This is a genomic window from Kitasatospora sp. GP30, from assembly GCF_029892145.1.
In the GTDB taxonomy this organism is placed as follows: domain Bacteria; phylum Actinomycetota; class Actinomycetes; order Streptomycetales; family Streptomycetaceae; genus Kitasatospora; species Kitasatospora acidiphila.
The window spans coordinates 109,164-125,901 of the sequence record NZ_JARZAH010000008.1 but is presented as its reverse complement, the minus strand read 5'-3'; the positions used below and the strand labels follow the sequence as shown (position 1 = coordinate 125,901).

16 protein-coding genes and 1 pseudogene are annotated in these 16,738 nt (G+C 71.0%); 9 read left to right on the top strand and 8 right to left on the bottom strand.

The window, feature by feature from the left end; genetic code table 11:
• The first annotated feature begins 42 nt into the window (after positions 1-42).
• Positions 43-756: a hypothetical protein gene (locus tag P3T35_RS15050; protein ID WP_143676911.1), complete on the top strand. Its 714-nt coding sequence runs from the start codon at positions 43-45 to the stop codon at positions 754-756.
• Positions 757-807: 51 nt separating this feature from the next.
• On the opposite strand, the gene P3T35_RS15045 is transcribed toward P3T35_RS15050, so the two are convergent.
• On the bottom strand, positions 808-2,343 hold the full coding sequence (locus P3T35_RS15045) for a recombinase family protein (protein WP_101382573.1): 1,536 nt from the start codon (positions 2,341-2,343) through the stop codon (positions 808-810).
• Between the two features lie 30 nt (positions 2,344-2,373).
• Between P3T35_RS15045 and P3T35_RS15040 the strand changes: the two are divergent.
• Positions 2,374-2,562: pseudogene (locus P3T35_RS15040) on the top strand (MBL fold metallo-hydrolase); the annotation flags it as partial.
• Positions 2,563-2,568: 6 nt separating this feature from the next.
• Here P3T35_RS15040 and P3T35_RS15035 read toward each other — a convergent pair.
• The 4 genes from P3T35_RS15035 to zapE form a co-directional block, all read right to left on the bottom strand.
• Positions 2,569-3,474 carry a tellurium resistance protein TerC gene (locus P3T35_RS15035; RefSeq protein WP_101382572.1) on the bottom strand — a complete coding sequence of 302 codons (906 nt, stop codon included), beginning with the start codon at positions 3,472-3,474 and terminating at the stop codon, positions 2,569-2,571.
• A 204-nt stretch (positions 3,475-3,678) separates the two neighbouring features.
• Positions 3,679-4,260: a TerD family protein gene (locus tag P3T35_RS15030; RefSeq protein WP_101382571.1), complete on the bottom strand. Its 582-nt coding sequence runs from the start codon at positions 4,258-4,260 to the stop codon at positions 3,679-3,681.
• A 70-nt stretch (positions 4,261-4,330) separates the two neighbouring features.
• Positions 4,331-6,424 (bottom strand): excinuclease ABC subunit UvrB, encoded by a 2,094-nt coding sequence (gene uvrB / locus P3T35_RS15025; RefSeq protein WP_101382570.1) that lies wholly within the window; start codon positions 6,422-6,424, stop codon positions 4,331-4,333.
• Positions 6,425-6,461: 37 nt separating this feature from the next.
• The gene (zapE, locus tag P3T35_RS15020; protein ID WP_101382569.1) at positions 6,462-7,562 is read right to left on the bottom strand and encodes a cell division protein ZapE; all 1,101 of its coding nucleotides are present in this window, start codon (positions 7,560-7,562) and stop codon (positions 6,462-6,464) included.
• Here zapE and P3T35_RS15015 point away from each other — a divergent pair.
• The 7 genes from P3T35_RS15015 to P3T35_RS14985 all read left to right on the top strand — a co-directional run bounded on the left by P3T35_RS15015 (position 7,561) and on the right by P3T35_RS14985 (position 13,310).
• Positions 7,561-8,340, top strand: a complete 780-nt coding sequence (locus tag P3T35_RS15015; protein ID WP_101382568.1) for a pyrimidine reductase family protein — start codon at positions 7,561-7,563, stop codon at positions 8,338-8,340. The genes zapE and P3T35_RS15015 overlap by 2 nt on opposite strands.
• Positions 8,341-8,461: 121 nt before the next feature.
• Entirely contained in the window at positions 8,462-8,938 is a 477-nt protein-coding gene (locus P3T35_RS15010) for an indole-3-glycerol phosphate synthase (RefSeq protein ID WP_101382567.1), read from the top strand.
• A 114-nt stretch (positions 8,939-9,052) separates the two neighbouring features.
• A complete protein-coding gene (gene murC, locus P3T35_RS15005) occupies positions 9,053-10,441 on the top strand; it encodes a UDP-N-acetylmuramate--L-alanine ligase (RefSeq protein ID WP_280706258.1) in 1,389 nt (462 codons plus the stop codon).
• Complete coding sequence (gene msrB, locus P3T35_RS15000; protein ID WP_101382566.1) at positions 10,438-10,842, top strand: peptide-methionine (R)-S-oxide reductase MsrB; 405 nt, start codon at positions 10,438-10,440, stop codon at positions 10,840-10,842. Before murC ends, msrB begins: the two co-directional genes overlap by 4 nt.
• 118 nt (positions 10,843-10,960) lie before the next feature.
• A complete protein-coding gene (locus P3T35_RS14995) occupies positions 10,961-11,872 on the top strand; it encodes a hypothetical protein (protein ID WP_101382565.1) in 912 nt (303 codons plus the stop codon).
• Between the two features lie 83 nt (positions 11,873-11,955).
• Complete coding sequence (locus tag P3T35_RS14990; RefSeq protein WP_101382564.1) at positions 11,956-12,459, top strand: SigE family RNA polymerase sigma factor; 504 nt, start codon at positions 11,956-11,958, stop codon at positions 12,457-12,459.
• Positions 12,460-12,536: 77 nt separating this feature from the next.
• Positions 12,537-13,310, top strand: a complete 774-nt coding sequence (locus tag P3T35_RS14985) for a TIGR04222 domain-containing membrane protein (RefSeq protein WP_101382563.1) — start codon at positions 12,537-12,539, stop codon at positions 13,308-13,310.
• Positions 13,311-13,355: 45 nt separating this feature from the next.
• Here the strand turns inward: P3T35_RS14985 and hemQ are convergent, their stop codons facing one another.
• Genes hemQ through hemE form a run of 3 tightly spaced genes read right to left on the bottom strand, consistent with a single transcriptional unit; the run spans position 13,356 to position 16,632 of the window.
• The gene (gene hemQ / locus P3T35_RS14980) at positions 13,356-14,066 is read right to left on the bottom strand and encodes a hydrogen peroxide-dependent heme synthase (protein WP_101382562.1); all 711 of its coding nucleotides are present in this window, start codon (positions 14,064-14,066) and stop codon (positions 13,356-13,358) included.
• A 5-nt stretch (positions 14,067-14,071) separates the two neighbouring features.
• Entirely contained in the window at positions 14,072-15,520 is a 1,449-nt protein-coding gene (gene hemG, locus P3T35_RS14975; RefSeq protein ID WP_280706253.1) for a protoporphyrinogen oxidase, read from the bottom strand.
• A 35-nt stretch (positions 15,521-15,555) separates the two neighbouring features.
• A complete protein-coding gene (gene hemE / locus P3T35_RS14970; RefSeq protein WP_101382560.1) occupies positions 15,556-16,632 on the bottom strand; it encodes a uroporphyrinogen decarboxylase in 1,077 nt (358 codons plus the stop codon).
• Between the last annotated feature and the right edge of the window lie 106 nt (positions 16,633-16,738).

Below are 16,738 nucleotides of genomic sequence, written 5' to 3'. Positions count from 1 at the left end.
GTCACCTGACATCGACATGCCGACTTGTGACAGGCTGAGGTTGTGAGCAGTCACAATGAACGATCAGCTACCGCGAACGCGGGCAAGGAACTGCCCCGGGCCATGGTGGTTCACCTCAAGCGCCCGCCTCGGAGCGCCGAAGCCGCGGGGGTCGTGCGCGAGTTCAAGTGGCGGGGCAACCAAATCGAGGCAACGGGCGATATCTCGCGTGGCGAGGCCGGCTTGGTCATTACTCGCATCGAGGTGCTAGCACCGATGCCGATGGGGCTGACGCACAAGTTGCTGCAGCGGATCCCCCTCGGTGACGTCCTTGCTGCGGCGCGTGCGGACATCAACTATCAGATCGAGCAGTCGATCATCGCGGCCGACAGGCCTCAGGAGCCGCTGCCACCCGGGCGCATTCTCGTGACGGACGACCTCCTACGCCAGGTTGCGCGGGCCTACCTGGAGGAGACCGGCCCAGGCAAGGATCGTGCGGTGCTCGATCGACTCGTGGAGCGCCTAGGTCGACCCAAAGGCACCATTCGGACGTGGATTGCGCGCGCCCGCGCAGAGGGGTGGCTCGGGCCAGCCGTGCAAGGTCGAGTCGGCGCCGAGCCTGGTCCGAAGCTGATGACGTGGCAGACCGAGGAGTTCAAGCGCGACCACCCGGGCGTGTTCTCGCATGAGATCATCCGCCCCGATGGCTCCAGGCGGGATGTGTCCAAGCCGTTCAGCATCTACGAGCCGGACGACCATCAGTCGAGCCAGGGCTGATCACACAAATGGGCCGCCAGGGATTCCCTGGCGGCCCGAGTCGTATCCACGTCAGTTACCTGCCGCCCCCCAGCGGTACTTGATTGTCGAGGCGTCGAAGCCGGGCCCCTTTCGCTGCACGGGGAAGACCTTTATGCGGAGGCCGAGCCCTTCGAGGACGCGTCGCTTCCGACCCACTTCGAGCGGCTCCCATCGGTCGGCCGCCTGGGGGCCGACCAGGCCTTCGAACACGGTCAGGTCGATCGCTGGCCGAAGCCGGCGGGCCTCCGCCTGCGCTTCGGCGATCTGCGTCCCCAACGACTGGGTGATGCGGACCAGCTGTTCCCGAGTCAAGAGGCCGGCTGCGTAATCGTCCGCGGCTACAGCTTGCCGAGCCTTCAGCCCCTCAGCTAGTTCAAGGGCGGCGAGCGCGGCCGTGTCGTCTCGCTTGAAGACGTCCATGGCGTCAGGCTTGGAGAGCACCTGCACGGCCAGGTCGCCGACCCACTTGTCGAGCGCGTCCATGTTGCGGCCGACGCATCCCCCGTTCGACGCACAAACGTATGTCGGACGCTTGGCGCCGCGTCGGGCATTGCCTCTCGTGGCGACCTTGAGGTGTCCGTTGCAGACCCCGCAGGTAGCGAGTTCTCCCCAGGACAGAAGGTGAAGTCTGGCGCCAGGACGCTCGCCGCTCGCGACTCGGTCGGCGAACAGGGCCTTGACCTGCGCGTGCTGCTCTGCCGTGATCAATTCAGGCCACGCGGCCCTGTATTCGTCACCCTTGTGCACCCGGATGGCGGCGTTCGACGGCCTCAATGCGATCTTCTTCACCGAGGTCTTGTTCCAACGCGTGCCCTCCTCGTCCTGGCCGAGGGTGCGGTGCTTTCGGTTCTGGCCGGCGCCCGGTGACGGGATGCCCCGCTGGTTAAGGCTTGCCGTGATGCCGATCAGCGAGTCGCCGGCAAGGAGTCGGCGCACGATCTCTCGAACGACTGCGGCCTGCTCCGGATCTTCTTCGTCGTGGAAGCCGATGATTCGCCCGCGCTTGTCGTACTCGTACTGGCGGCGCCAGCCGTAGGCGACTGCGCCGTTCGCGCGGCCCTCCTGGGCGCGTTCGAGGGCTGCGCGCTGGACGCGTTCGGACTTCACCTCGGACTCGGTGGTGTCGTTCTCGCCGGCCTGGGCGAGAGCCGAACGCTGGGAGGCCTTGGAGAGGTCATAGAAGCCGCCGGATTCGAACGCGACGAACACGCCGGCTCGGCGGAGGTCTTCGATCGCCTGGGCGCGTTCGACACGGTTTCGCCAGAGTCGGCTTGAGTGGTAGGCGAGGATGACGACCCGCTTGCCGGCGGCCTTGGCGATGGGGCCGAGTTCGATGGCGGTGGCCATGAGCTTGTCGTAGTCGGGGCGTTCGCCGCCGTCTAGGGCGCTCAGGTCGTTGTCGCAGAACTCGGCGTACAGGTGCCAGCCTTCGCCGTCGCTGTGGGCGCGAAGGTCGACTTGCTGGCGTTTGACGCCGCGTCGCTGGTCGAGCTGGTCTTCGGAGATGCGCGAGTATCCGAGGGCCAGCACCATGCTTTCAGTCGCCGGAAGCTGAAGGATCGTCATGGTTGACAGAGTACCCCCTAGGACGCTTCACTGTTCCCGGGCGGGGTCGGCAACACCTGGAACGACCCGGAGGCCTTCGACAGCCTCTACCGGGACGTCACCACCAAGCTGTTCGACGTGCTGCCGGACGAGTCCTGGGTGTACCCGGGGCACGGCAAGGACACCACCCTGGGCGCCGAGCGCCCGCACCTGGCCGAGTGGCGCGAGCGCGGCTGGTGATCCGCCTCAGCCGGTCGCCCGGGAGCGCCGGGAGACCCAGAGGCTGCTCGCCGTGGTGGCCACCAGCACCGCGGCGATGAAGCCCAGCGAGAGCGGGATGCCGATCTCCGGAACGTGCACCCCGCTCTCGTGCAGCGCGTGCAGCACCAGCTTGACGCCGACGAAGCCGAGGATCAGCGCCAGGCCGTAGCCGAGGTGGACCAGCCGGCCCAGCATGCCGCCGAGCAGGAAGTAGAGCTGGCGCAGGCCCATCAGCGCGAAGGCGTTGGCGGTCAGCACGATGTAGGCGCTCTGGGTCAGGCCGAAGATCGCCGGGATCGAGTCCAGCGCGAACAGCAGGTCGGTGGTGCCGATCGCGAGCATCACCACGGCCGACTTGGAGACCGACGGGAAGCGCTTGCGGATCGCGACCAGCATCCGGTTCTCGTGGAACTCCTCGTCCTCCGGGCGGCCGGCCCGCGCCTCGGCGAACAGCTTCCAGGCGGTCCACAGCAGGAACGCGCCGAACAGGTAGAAGACCCAGGAGAAGGCGGCGATCAGGGCGGCGCCGAGGGCGATGAAGACCGCCCGCAGCACCAGGGCGATGATCACGCCGACGCTCAGCACCCGGGACTGCTCCCGGGCCGGCACCGCGAACTTCTTCATGATCAGCAGGAAGACGAAGAGGTTGTCGACGCTCAGCGACTTCTCGGTCAGATAGCCGGCGAAGAACTCCCCGGCCGGCTTGGCCCCGCTGTGCCACCACAGGAACAGGCCGAAGAGCCCCGCCAGCGCGATCCAGACGCCGGTCCAGATCCCGGCCTCCTTCATGGAGACCACGTGCGGTCGGCGGGCGTTGATGATGAAGTCGGCGGCGATCAGAACCACCAGGACGGCCACGGTACTGGCCCACAAGGCGACGGATACGTCCACGAGAGCTGCTCCTCCGGCAATGACGAGTCTGCCGGAGGTCTCTTCCGCCCGCGCGCGCCACGCGGACCGGTGCACCCGGGCGGACCGGTCGACGGCCGCCGTGCTGACGGGAACACCGCAGGGAGTACTCCCCTCCGATTGCCAAGGAGAGTATCAGAAAAGACCAAGACAAGGTAAAGAAGGCCGGTCAGAGGCTGTGCCGGCTCACAGGAACGGCTCGATGGCCGGCAGCAGGTCCTGGAACGTGCGGGCCTTGGCCGGGGCACCGATCGCCTGCATGCCCCAGCCGCCGTTCGACTCCCGGAACACCTTCGCCATGATCTGGCCGGTGTGCACACCACCGCCGGTCAGCTCGTAGCGGGCCAGCTCCTGGCCGTTCGCCTCGTCGACCAGCCGGCAGTGCGCGTTCTGCACCTCGGCGAAGGTCTGCCCGGTGTACGAGCTGACGGTGAACACCACCTGGGTGATCTGGGCCGGGATCCGGGTCAGATCCACCACGATCGACTCGTCGTCGCCCCCCGAACCGACCCCGCCGACCAGGTTGTCACCGGTGTGCCGGACCGAGCCGTCCTTGCTCACCAGCTGCTGGAAGAAGACCACGTCCTTCGGGGTGTGCTCGGCGTAGAGCAGCGCCGAGGCATCCAGGTCGATCTGCCTGGTGCGGCTGCCGAACAGCCCCCGCTTGGGCGCCGCCCGCCAGCCCAGGCCCATCCGGACCAGGCTGAGCGTCTCACCGCTCGACTTCCGCAAGCTCACCTGCTGACCCTTGGTCAGACTCACCGACACAGTGCGGCCCCCCTCTTCTTTCTCATGCTCCTTTCACCCTAAGCCCGGGCGCCGCGCACCCACCAGGCCGTCAGGCGATGCCCGCCTCCCGCATCTGCCGCAGTTCCTTCTTCAGCTCCTTGACCTCGTCGCGCAGCCGGGCGGCGACCTCGAACTGCAGCGAGGCGGCGGCGCCGTGCATCCGCTCCGTCATGTCCTGGATCAGCTGGGCCAGTTCGGCGGCGGGCAGGCTGCTCGGCTCCTTGCGGTCGGCGCCCAGCGCGGGCACCGGGGCCTTCTTCGCCTTGCCGGCGTCCCGGTAGCCGGTGGCCATCAGCTCCTCGGTGTCGATCTCCTCCCGGGCCAGCGTGTCCAGGATGTCGCCGATCTTCTTGCGCAGCGGCTGCGGGTCGATGCCGTGCTTCAGGTTGTAGGCCTGCTGGACCTCGCGGCGGCGGTTGGTCTCCTCGATGGCCTTCTCCATCGAGGGGGTGATCCGGTCGGCGTACATGTGGACCTGGCCGGAGACGTTGCGGGCGGCGCGGCCGATGGTCTGGATCAGCGAGGTGCCGGAGCGCAGGAAGCCCTCCTTGTCCGCGTCCAGGATCGCCACCAGGGACACCTCGGGCAGGTCCAGGCCCTCGCGGAGCAGGTTGATGCCGACCAGCACGTCGTACTTGCCGGCCCGCAGCTCGCGCAGCAGCTCCACCCGGCGCAGCGTGTCGATGTCGCTGTGCAGGTAGCGCACCCGGATGTCGAGGCCGAGCAGGTAGTCGGTGAGGTCCTCGGACATCTTCTTGGTGAGCGTGGTGACCAGCACCCGCTCGTCCTTCTCCACCCGGGCCCGGATCTCGTGCACCAGGTCGTCGATCTGGCCCTCGGTCGGCTTGACGATCACCTCGGGGTCGATCAGGCCGGTCGGGCGGATGATCTGCTCCACCTGGCCGTCGCCCCGGGACAGCTCGTACGGGCCGGGGGTGGCCGACAGGTAGACGGTCTGGCCGATCCGCTCCAGGAACTCCTCCCACTTCAGCGGGCGGTTGTCCAGCGCGGAGGGCAGCCGGAAGCCGTGGTCCACCAGGGTGCGCTTGCGGGAGGCGTCCCCCTCGTACATCGCGCCGATCTGCGGGACCGTCACATGGGACTCGTCGATCACCAGGAGGAAGTCCTCCGGGAAGTAGTCGAGCAGGGTGTTCGGCGGGGAGCCGGGCTCGCGGCCGTCGAAGTGCATCGAGTAGTTCTCCACGCCGGAGCAGCTGCCGATCTGACGGAGCATCTCGATGTCGTACGTGGTGCGCATCCGCAGCCGCTGGGCCTCCAGCAGCTTGCCCTGTTTCTCCAGCAGGGCGAGCCGCTCGACCAGCTCGGCCTCGATGCCGTTGATCGCCCGCTCCATCCGCTCCGGGCCGGCCACGTAGTGCGAGGCGGGGAAGACGTAGACGGAGTCGTCCTGGCTGATGATCTCGCCGGTCAGCGGGTGCAGCGTGTAGAGCGCCTCGATCTCGTCGCCGAACATCTCGATCCGGACCGCGAGCTCCTCGTAGACCGGGAAGATCTCGATGGTGTCGCCGCGCACCCGGAAGGTGCCCCGGGTGAAGGCCAGGTCGTTGCGGGTGTACTGGATGTCGACGAAGCGGCGCAGCAGCGCGTCCCGGTCGATCTCGTCGCCGACCTTGAGCGAGACCATCCGGTCCGCGTACTCCTGCGGGGTACCGAGGCCGTAGATGCACGAGACCGAGGCGACCACCACCACGTCCCGCCGGGTGAGCAGCGAGTTGGTGGCGGAGTGCCGCAGCCGCTCGACCTCCTCGTTGACCGAGGAGTCCTTCTCGATGTAGGTATCGGTCTGCGGGACGTACGCCTCGGGCTGGTAGTAGTCGTAGTACGAGACGAAGTACTCGACCGCGTTGTTGGGGAGCAGCTCGCGGAACTCGTTGGCCAGCTGGGCGGCCAGCGTCTTGTTCGGCGCCATCACCAGGGTGGGCCGCTGGAGCTTCTCGATCATCCACGCCGTGGTGGCCGACTTGCCGGTGCCGGTCGCGCCGAGCAGGACGACGTCCTTCTCACCCGCGCGGATCCGGCGCTCCAACTCGGCGATGGCCGCCGGCTGGTCGCCGTTGGGCTGGTAGGGGCTGACGACCTCGAAGGGCGCCGTGGTCCGCTCAATGCTCGTGATGGGTCGCACGTTCCCACCGTACGACCCACCAGTGACAGGGCGGGAACTACTTCGCGGAGTCGCGGGCCAGGGCGACGAGGCGGGAGACGGCGCGGAGGTACTTCTTGCGGTAGCCGCCCTTCAGCATCTCCTCGGAGAAGACCTGGTCGAAGGGGATGCCGGAGGCGGTGATCGGGAGCTCGCGGTCGTACATGCGGTCGGCCAGGACGACCAGGCGCAGGGCGGTGGACTGGTCGTCGACCGGGCAGACGCCGCGCAGGAAGACGGCGTGCACGTCGTCGAGCAGGGCGCCGTAGCGGCTGGGGTGGACGGCGGAGAGGTGGGCCAGCAGCGTCGGGAAGTCGTCCAGCGAGGCGCCCGGCACGGTGGCGGCCCGCTCGGTGACGTCGGCGTCGGTGTAGGGCGCCGGGGCGGCGGGCAGGCCGCGGTGGCGGTAGTCCTGGCCGTCGATCCGCACAGTGGTGAAGTGCGCCGAGAGCCCCTGGATCTCGCGCAGGAAGTCGGTGGCCGCGAAGCGGCCCTCGCCGAGCTTCTCAGGCAGCGTGTTGGAGGTGGCGGCCAGCTTGACGCCGGCCTCGACCAGCCGGGAGAGCAGCGTGGAGACCAGCACGGTGTCGCCCGGGTCGTCGAGCTCGAACTCGTCGATGCAGAGCAGCTTGTGGTCCGAGAGGGTCCGCACCGCCTGCTGGAAGCCGAGCGCGCCGACCAGGTTGGTCAGCTCCACGAAGGTGCCGAAGGCCTTCGGGCCGGGTGCGGCGTGCCAGAGCGAGGCCAGCAGGTGGGTCTTGCCGACGCCGTAGCCGCCGTCCAGGTAGACCCCGGCCGGACCGGTGGGTGCGGCGGCCTTGCGGAACCAGCCGCGCTTGGGGGCGGTGGCGGCGTTCAGCCCGGCGGCGAACCCCTCCAGCACCCGGACCGCCTCGAACTGGCTGGGCTGCGCCGGGTCGGGCAGGTAGGAGCCGAAGCTCACGCCCGCGAACCGCGGCGGCGGGACCATCTCGGCGACCAGCCGCTCGGCCGGCACCGAGGGCCTGCGCTCGGCGAGCGCGGCCGGGCCGGCGGCGGTGGTGGTGGCGGCTATGGCATCTGGGTGGGAGGCTGCGGGCACGGTTCCCAAGGGTACTGGCCGTGGAAGACTCGCTTTCATGCGCCAGCTGATCTCTCCGTCACAGTCCCCCGCCCTCGCCGCCGCCCTGGAGGAGGGCGCCCTGGCGGCGCTCGCCGAGGTTTACGCGTACCCCGAGCAGGTGAAACGGGGCACGCCCTGGCTGCGGGCCAACATGGTCTCCTCGCTGGACGGCGCGGCCAATCTGGCGGGGCTCTCCGAGGGGCTCTCCAGCGAAGCCGACAAGCGCATCTTCGGAGTGCTGCGCGCACTGTCGGACGTCGTGGTGGTCGGCGCCGAGACGGTGCGGGCCGAGGGCTACCGGCCGGCCCGGGCCCGGGCCGAGTTCCAGGCGGCCCGGACGGCGGCGGGGCAGGGGCCCGCGCCGGCGATCGCGATCGTCAGCCGCTCGCTGCGGCTCGATCTGACGGCCCCGCTGTTCACCGACCCGCTGGTGCCGACCGTGGTGATCACCACCGAGGACGCCCCGGGGGCGGCCCGGGCGGCGGTCGCCGAGGTGGCCGAGCTGGTCACCGCCGGGCGGGGCGAGGTGGACCTGCCAGCCGCGCTCGCCGCGCTGACCGCGCGCGGCTGGACCCGGCAGCTGACCGAGGGCGGCCCGCGGCTGCTGGCGCAGCTGGCGGCGGCCGGTCTGCTGGACGAGCTGTGCCTCTCGCTGGCGCCGCTGCTGGCCGCCGGCGACTCGCCGCGGATCACGCATGGTGCCGCCATGGCGGAGGCAGAGCGGATGCGGTTGGTGTCGCTGATCGAGCAGAAAGGTTTCCTCTTTGCTCGTTACTGCCGGACTGCCGTCAGCTGACGAGCCCTGTGATCACTCCCACGTGGCGCCAGTGCAGTGTGTGCCGCGTGATGAAAGCTTCCTCCGGGCAGTATGGGAGGGGACACCGGACCCCGGGGCCTGCAACACGGAAGGGATTCTTGTGTTCAAGACCGTACTGATGATCGAAAAGGCGCTCTCCGACGCCGACGTGGAGCTGGTCACCACGCTGCACGGCGAGGAGAGGGTCTCCTTCGTCGTCCTGATGCAGCCCCGAGGCAAGACCGACGAGCTGCTGCGCGCCCTGGACGACGTGGCCCTCGGGCATCTCGACAGGGCGGTGCACGAGCACGACGAGCACGACGAGCACGGCGAGCCCGGCGCTGCCGATGTGGTGGGCGAGTCGCTGGAGCACAGCCTGCGCCACCTGCGCGCGGCCGGCGCCGAGGCGGTCGGCCAGGTGGTCGAGGACCACCCGCTGGACGTGCTGCGCGCGGTGGTCGAGCAGACCGGGGCCGACGAGGTGCTGGTGCTCACCGCGCCGCACTTCGTGGAGGAGTTCTTCCACCGCGACTGGGCCTCCCAGGCCCGCCACAAGGTCGGCGTACCGGTGCTGAAGCTGTTCGCCAGCGAGGCCTGACCGGAGCCGGGCGGCGTTCGCGGTGGTGCAGAATCGTCCTTGCGGGCAGGCCCCCGGTTTCCGGCCGGGGCCCCCTCACGAGGACGATTCGCCACTTCAGTACGGAGCACTCCCTTGAACGACGCCGCCTACGACCTGCACGCCCCGCACTTCATCGGCATCGGCGGCGCCGGCATGTCCGGTCTGGCGAAGATCCTCACGGTTCGCGGGGCCAAGGTCTCCGGCAGTGACGCCAAGGAGTCCGAGACGGTGCTCGCGCTGCGCGCCCTCGGTGCCGCGGTGGCCGTGGGCCACGCCGCCGAGAACGTGCCGGACGGCGCCAGCAGCATCGTGGTCTCCAGCGCGATCCGCCAGGACAACCCGGAGCTGGCCGCCGCCCGCGAGCGCGGCATCCCGGTGGTGCACCGCTCCGACGCGCTGGCCGCCCTGATGGGCGGCCGCCGGGCCCTGGCGGTGGCCGGCACCCACGGCAAGACCACCACCACCAGCATGCTCGCCGTCGCCCTCGACACCCTCGGTCTCGACCCGTCCTACGCGATCGGCGGCGACCTGGACGCGCCCGGCTCCAACGCCCACCACGGCACCGGCGAGATCTTCGTGGCCGAGGCGGACGAGAGCGACCGCAGCTTCCACAAGTACGCGCCCGAGGTGGCGATCATCCTCAACGTGGAGCTGGACCACCACGCCAACTACGCCTCGATGGACGAGATCTACGAGTCCTTCGAGACCTTCGTCGGCCGGATCCAGCCCGGCGGCACCCTGGTGGTCTCCGCCGACCACCCGGGCGCCCGGGAGCTGACCTCCCGCGTGGTCGGCCGCGAGGGGCTGAGCGTGGTGACCGTCGGCGCGGCCGAGGACGCCACCGTGCGGGTGCTGTCGATCGTGCCGCACGGCATGACCAGCCAGGTCACCGTGGAGCTGGAGGGCGCCGAGCTGACCTTCACCGTCTCGGTCCCCGGCAGGCACTACGCGCACAACGCGGTGGCCGCGCTGGCCGCCGGCATCGCGCTCGGGGTGCCGGCCGAGGAGCTGGCCGAGGCGCTCGGCTCCTACACCGGCGTGCGCCGCCGGCTGCAGCTCAAGGGCGAGGCCGCCGGGGTGCAGGTGATCGACTCCTACGCCCACCACCCCACCGAGATGTCCGCCGATCTGGAGGCGATCCGGGGCGCAGCCGCCGGCCGGGTGCTGGTGCTCTTCCAGCCGCACCTGTTCAGCCGCACCCAGCAGCTGGCCGAGGAGATGGGCCAGGCGCTGGCGCTGGCCGACGCCTCGGTGGTGCTCGACATCTACCCGGCCCGGGAGGACCCGATCCCGGGTGTCACCAGCGAGCTGATCATCGACGCCGCCCGCCGGGCCGGCGCCGACGTGACCGCCGAGCACGAGTTCGGTGCCGCCGCCGCCCGCCTCGCCGGGATGGCCGAGGCGGGCGATCTGGTTCTCACCATGGGAGCCGGGGACGTCACCAACCTCGGCCCGGCGATCCTTGAGGAGCTTGGGCGATGACCTACGAGATCGAGAAGACCGACGCCGAGTGGCGCGAGCAGCTCGACCCGGCGGAGTTCCAGGTGCTGCGCCGTGGCGGCACCGAGCCGGCGTTCCGCGGCGAGTACACCGACACCAAGACCGTCGGGGTGTACGCCTGCCGGGCCTGCGGAGCCGAACTGTTCAGCTCCGAGACCAAGTTCGAGAGCCACTGCGGCTGGCCGTCCTACTTCGCGCCGCTGGCCGAGGACCGGGTGGAGTACATCGAGGACACCTCGCACGGCATGCGCCGGGTCGAGGTGCGCTGCGCCCGCTGCGGCAGCCACCTGGGCCACGTCTTCGAGGGTGAGGGCTATGGCACGCCGACCGACCAGCGCTACTGCATCAACAGCATCTCGCTGACGCTCCGGCCGAAGGAGTAAAACTCTTCCGAGTGCTGCGACCTGATCGGGTGTCCGACCCGTCCTGGTGGTCAGAGCCCCGCCGCGAGCGGGTCCGCATGGCCGGCGTGCGGTTCATACCATCAGAAGGACATCCGAGATGAACGACGAGTTCAGCAGTGCGCTGAGCGAGGAACTCTCCGGGCTCAGCGAACCGCCGATCGGCGACCTGGTCGGGCAGGCCGCCCGCCGGGGCCGCCGGATCCGGCGGTTCCGGGCCGCCGGTGCGACGGTGGCGGTCGCCGCCGTCGCCACCGTGGCCGCGCTGATCACCGGGTCGCTGGCCGGCCCCGGGCACTCCGACCCGCAGCAGGTCGGCGTGGCAGCGGCAACGAGGACTTCGGGTCCGGTCCCGACCGCACCCCCGAGTGCTTCGGGTCCGGCTTCGACCACACCCCCGACCGCACTTCCGAACCCTTCGAGTTCGGCTTCCGGTCCGATGGCGACCCCGGGCGGCAACGCGCCCGCGAGCGCCTCGCCGGGTGCGGCCGTGTCCAACCCCGCCCTGGTGCCCGCCACCCCGCTGAGCCTGCTGGCGGCCGTGGTCAAGGCCCTGCCGGGCAACCCGCAGACCAGCCACTACGGCGCCGACCCCGCCGACCCGTCGGGCGAGCTCGCCGCGCAGGCGTACCAGACCGACAGCCGCGGCACCAGCATGGTCCGGGTCTTCCTGTCGAAGGCCGACGGCCCGCTGAGCTGCGACGGCAGCACCTTCCCCTGCCAGGTCGCGACTGACGGCCAGGGCCTGAAGTACCGGGTCATGCACGTGCCCGACAACTCCATCCAGAGCACCGTGGTCACCGTGCTGCACACCGACGGCAGCCTGGTCACCGTGCAGCTGAGCACCCGCCTGGCCAATGACGGCACCGGCACGCTCCCGCTCTCCTTCGAAGCGCTGACCGTCGATCAGGCGGAGCACCTGGCCGCCGACCCCTCGATCAGCATGACGATGCCCGAGCAGCAGGTGGCGCAGGCCGCCCAGCAGTACGCCAACACGCCCACCTTCAACTGACCCACCGTCACCGCCGCGGCCCCTCCCCAGGGGTCGCGGCACCCAGCATTTCCGCCTACTCAACCGACCCGGGGGAACCGACGGTGCGCAACGAATCCGACTTCACCGCCTTCGCCGAAGCGAACGTGACCCGACTGCGGCAGATCGCCTATCTGATGTGCCGGGACTGGCACTTGGCGCAGGACCTCACCCAGACCACGCTCACCAAGATGTACGTCCGCTGGAACAAGATCGGCCGCGACCCGGACGCCGACCCGTTCCGGTACGCCCGCAAGGTCCTGCTCACCGCCCTGCTCGACCACCGGCGCCTGCGCAGCAGCACCGAGCTGACCATGGACCAGCTCCCGGAGCAGCCGCACGGTGCCGCCGACCCGTCGGCCACCCGGCTGACCCTGCTGGACGCACTGGCCCGGCTCCCCCGCCGGGACCGGGCGATCGTGCTGCTGCGCTACTGGGAGGACCAGAGCGTGGTGGACACCGCGGAGATCCTCGGGGTGAGCGTCTCGGTGGTGAAGAGCCAGAGCGCCAGGGCGATCGCGGTGCTCCGCACCCACCTGGGACAGGACGGCCGACTGCTGCTCAGCTAGCGGCCGTTGATCACGATTCGGTATCGCGCACCGGCTGACCCTGCCGAATGTCGGGCCGGAGGTCTAGAACAGGGCCCATGTGGTTGCTCTTCCTGGTGCCGGCCTGCGTCGTCGCGGTGGTCTCCTGCCTCCGCCTGGTCCGGGCAGCGGCCACCGCCGACGCCATGACGGACCAGGTCCGCGAGGAGCCGCAGACCGCCTCGATCGGGCTCTACGAGACCGCGTACCTGGCCGGCGGGCCGAGCCGGGTGGTGGAGCTCGCCCTGGTGCTGATGAGCGGCCGCGGCCGGCTGCACCTGGCGCACACCGGCTGGACCACGGTGGTCGACCCGGTCGGGCGCAACCGGCTGGAGCGGGCGCTGATCGACGCGGTCGGCCCGGAGGGCCAGTGCCGCACCGGCGAGCTGCGGCAGAGCCTGGCGAGCCATCCGGCGGTGGCCGAGATCGGGGTGCGGCTGTCGCTGACCGGGCTGGCCACCCCGGCCGGGGTCCGGGAGAGCACGCTGCTGGCGGTCCGCCAGGTGCGTCAGGCGCTGCTGCTGGCGGTTCTGCTGCTGGCCGCCGCGATGACGTTCAGCTGGCCCGGGCAGCAGAACAGCGCGGCCACCTTCGCCTGGTTCTCGCTGCCGCTGATCCTCACCACCGGCACCCTGCTGATGGCCCGGGTGGACGTGCACCCGTACACCCGGTGGGCGGCGCCGGCCGGGCAGCGGCTGCTGCAGGAGCTGCGGCTCCCCCGGCAGCCCCGGGGCACCGAGCAGGACCCGGAGCGCCTGCTGCTGACCGCGGTGGCGATGGGCGGGGCCGGCGCGGTGCCGGACGCCCGGCTGCGGATGGCGCTGCGCGGCTGACGGACCCGACGGGCCGTCAAGCCGCCCAGCACCCGGGCGCGGCGGTCAGACCAGACCGTTCAGCAGCTCGCTGATCGGCTTGCGGCGACCGGTGTAGAACGGCACCTCCTCGCGCACGTGCAGTCGGGCCCGGGACGGGCGCAGGTCGCGCATCAGGTCGACGATCCGGTGCAGCTCGTCGGCCTCGAAGGCGAGCAGCCACTCGTAGTCGCCCAGCGCGAAGGCCGGCACCGTGTTGGCCCGCACGTCCGGGTAGCCGCGGGCCATCATGCCGTGCTCGGCCAGCATCGCCCGGCGCTCGTCGTCGGGGAGCAGGTACCACTCGTAGGAGCGGACGAACGGGTAGACGCAGACGTACTCGCGGGGCCGCTCGTCGGCCAGGAAGGCCGGGATGTGCGACTTGTTGAACTCGGCGGGGCGGTGCAGCGCCATGTTGGACCAGACCGGCTCCAGCAGCCGGCCGAGGCCGGTGCGGCGGAACCGGTTGTAGGCCTCCTGCAGGTTGTCGGAGCTCTCCGAGTGCCACCAGATCATCAGGTCGGCGTCGGCCCGCAGACCGGAAACGTCGTAGCTGCCGCGGATGGTGACGTCCTTGGCGGCCAGCTGCTCGAAGAGCTCCTCGACCTCGGTGGCGAGCGCGGTGCGGTCCTCGGGGAGCGCGTCCTTCAGCCGGAAGACCGACCACATGGTGTAGCGGATGACCTGGTTCAGGTCGCGGGCCTTCGGCTTCGGCTGCTGCTCGGTGGTCTCAGTCATGTCCTCTATCGTCCCTTCGGTTCCCGCTGCCCCCAGGGCAGGGAAGTCAGTACGTCGTCGGCGGCCCGCCGGGCGCTGCCGACGCAGGCCGGGATGCCGACGCCGTCGAAGGCCGCCCCGGCCAGCGCCAGGCCGCCGAGCCGCTGCGCCTCGGTGCGGATCCGGGCGACCCGCTGCTGGTGGCCGACGGGGTACTGCGGCAGGCCGGCCGGCCAGCGGGTGACCTCGGTGGCGTACGGCACGGCGGTCAGGCCGACCGCCTCCCGCAGGTCGTCGAGGGAGCGCCGGACCAGCTCGGCGTCGTCCAACCCGAGGGCGGCCTCCTCGCGGTAGCGGCCGAGCGAGGTGCGCAGCAGGAAGGCCTGCGGGGCGGACTCGGCCAGCCAGCCCCACTTCTGGCTGGAGAAAGTGGCGGCCTTGATCTGGCGGCCGTCCACCGGCGGCACCAGGAAGCCACTGCCGGGCGGCGGTTCGGGCAGGTCGGCGCAGTGGAAGGCCATCGTGACCAGGGCCATGCCGGCGTACTCGACGGCGGCCAGCTCGGCGGCGGCGGCCGGGGCCTCACGAGCCAGCAGCCGGGCGGCGACCGGGGCCGGCACGGCGAGAACCACCGCGTCGCAGGCCTCGCCGTCCACCGACCAGCCGTGGGGGGTGCGGCGCAGCTCGGTCACCGGGGAGTTCAGCCGCAGCTCGACACCGGCCCGCACGCAGGCCTCGGCGACCGCGACCGGCAGGGTGCCGATCCCGCCGGGCAGGCCGGCGAAGACCGGGCCGCCCGACACGCTGGGGGTCCTCCCGGCCGGAGGCTGGGGGAGGTCCAGCAGCTTGTGCACGCCCTCGACCAGCGAGCCGCCGCCCTGGGCGACGGCGAGCAGTTGGGGCACCGCGGCGCGCAGCGAGATCTCCTCGGCGCGGCCCGCGTAGACCCCGCCGAGCAGCGGCTCGACGAGCCGGTCCACCACCTCCTGGCCGAGCCGCTCGGCCACATAGGCGCCGATCGCGACGTCGTCGCCCACCTCGGTGGGCTTTTCGTCGCGCACCCGGTCCAGGCCGGCCGCGCTGAGCACCCCGGAGGCGGCCAGTGCGTCCAGATCGCCCGGCACGCCCATCAGTTGACCGCCCGGCAGCGGACGCAGCGCGCCCCGGGTCCAGACCGCGGCCTTGGCGGCGGTGGGGGCCACCAGCTGTTCGCCGAGGCCGACTTCGCGGGCCAGCCCGACCGCCTCCGGACGGCGGGCCAGCATCGACTCGGCGCCGAGGTCGACCCGCACCCCGCCGACCTCGCCGCTGCGCAGCTTGCCGCCCAGCCGGTCGCCCGCCTCGCGCAGCACGACCCGGGCACGCGGTGGTCCGCCGGCCGCGCCGCCCAGGTAGGCGGCGGCGGCCAGGCCGGCGATCCCGCCGCCGATCACGACGGCCTTGGGCAGTGGTTCAGCCATGAGCGGTTCAGCCATGCTTCGCAGTCTCGCAGAGCTTACGAAGTGCGCCGTCAGCGGGCGCTGGCCTCGTGCACGAAGGCGACCAGGCGGCTGAGCGCGTCCGGGTCCATGCTCGGCAGCACGCCGTGGCCCAGGTTGAAGATGTGGCCGCTGGTGCTCAGCGAGGAGGCCGCGTGCAGCACCTCGCGGGCCTTGGTCTCCACCACCTTGGTGGGGGCGAAGAGCACCGCCGGGTCGAGGTTGCCCTGCAGCGCCTTGTCGGCGCCGACCCGGGCGGAGGCCACGTCCAGCGGCACCCGCCAGTCCACCCCGACCACGTCGGCGCCGGCCTTGCCCATCAGGCCGAGCAGCTCGCCGGTGCCGACGCCGAAGTGGATCCGCGGCACGCCGTACTCGGCGACCGACTCGAAGACCTGGGTGCTGGCCGGCATGACGGAGCGCCGGTAGTCGTCGGGCGCCAGCGAGCCCACCCAGGAGTCGAAGAGCTGCACGGCGGAGGCGCCGGCCTCGATCTGCACCTTGAGGAAGGCGGAGGTGATCACCGCGAGCCGGTCCACCAGCTCGGCCCAGAGCTCCGGCTCGCCGTACATCATGGCCTTGGTCCGCTCGTGGTTCTTCGACGGACCGCCCTCGACCAGGTAGCTGGCCAGGGTGAACGGGGCGCCCGCGAAGCCGATCAGCGGGGTGCTGCCGAGCTCGTCGACCAGCAGGCCGACCGCCTCGGTGACGTAGGGGACGTCGCCCGGCTCCAGCGGGCGCAGCCGCTGCAGGTCGGCCTTGGTGCGGATCGGGTCGGCGATCACCGGGCCGACGCCGGCCTTGATGTCGACGTCGATGCCGATCGCCTTGAGCGGCACCACGATGTCGCTGAAGAAGATCGCCGCGTCCACCTTGTGCCGGCGGACCGGCTGCAGGGTGATCTCCTTGACCAGCTCGGGACGCATGCAGGAGTCCAGCATCGGGATGCCCTCGCGCACCTTGAGGTACTCGGGCAGCGAGCGGCCGGCCTGCCGCATGAACCAGACCGGGGTGTGCGGCACCGGCTCGTGCCGGCAGGCGCGCAGGAAGGCGGAGTCGTACGCGGCGCTGCGGTGCGCGGCGGGCTGGGCTGCGGTCGTCTCACTCACCCCCTCATCCTCCCACGCGCCATGGACGCCACCGGCCCCGGACGGCCGCAGGAAGATCCTTTTCTGCGCCGGCGCTGCGTGCCGGTCCTGGGGGAACTGCCGCGCA

Coding starts and splice junctions, on each gene's coding strand:
- P3T35_RS15045 (WP_101382573.1), bottom strand. CDS start 2,343: ATGACGATCCTTCAGCTTCCGGCGACTGAAAGCATGGTGCTGGCCCTC.
- P3T35_RS15015 (WP_101382568.1), top strand. CDS start 7,561: ATGCGCCAGCTGATCTCTCCGTCACAGTCCCCCGCCCTCGCCGCCGCC.
- P3T35_RS14985 (WP_101382563.1), top strand. CDS start 12,537: ATGTGGTTGCTCTTCCTGGTGCCGGCCTGCGTCGTCGCGGTGGTCTCC.
- hemG (WP_280706253.1), bottom strand. CDS start 15,520: ATGGCTGAACCGCTCATGGCTGAACCACTGCCCAAGGCCGTCGTGATC.
- msrB (WP_101382566.1), top strand. CDS start 10,438: ATGACCTACGAGATCGAGAAGACCGACGCCGAGTGGCGCGAGCAGCTC.
- zapE (WP_101382569.1), bottom strand. CDS start 7,562: ATGAAAGCGAGTCTTCCACGGCCAGTACCCTTGGGAACCGTGCCCGCA.
- hemQ (WP_101382562.1), bottom strand. CDS start 14,066: ATGACTGAGACCACCGAGCAGCAGCCGAAGCCGAAGGCCCGCGACCTG.
- P3T35_RS14995 (WP_101382565.1), top strand. CDS start 10,961: ATGAACGACGAGTTCAGCAGTGCGCTGAGCGAGGAACTCTCCGGGCTC.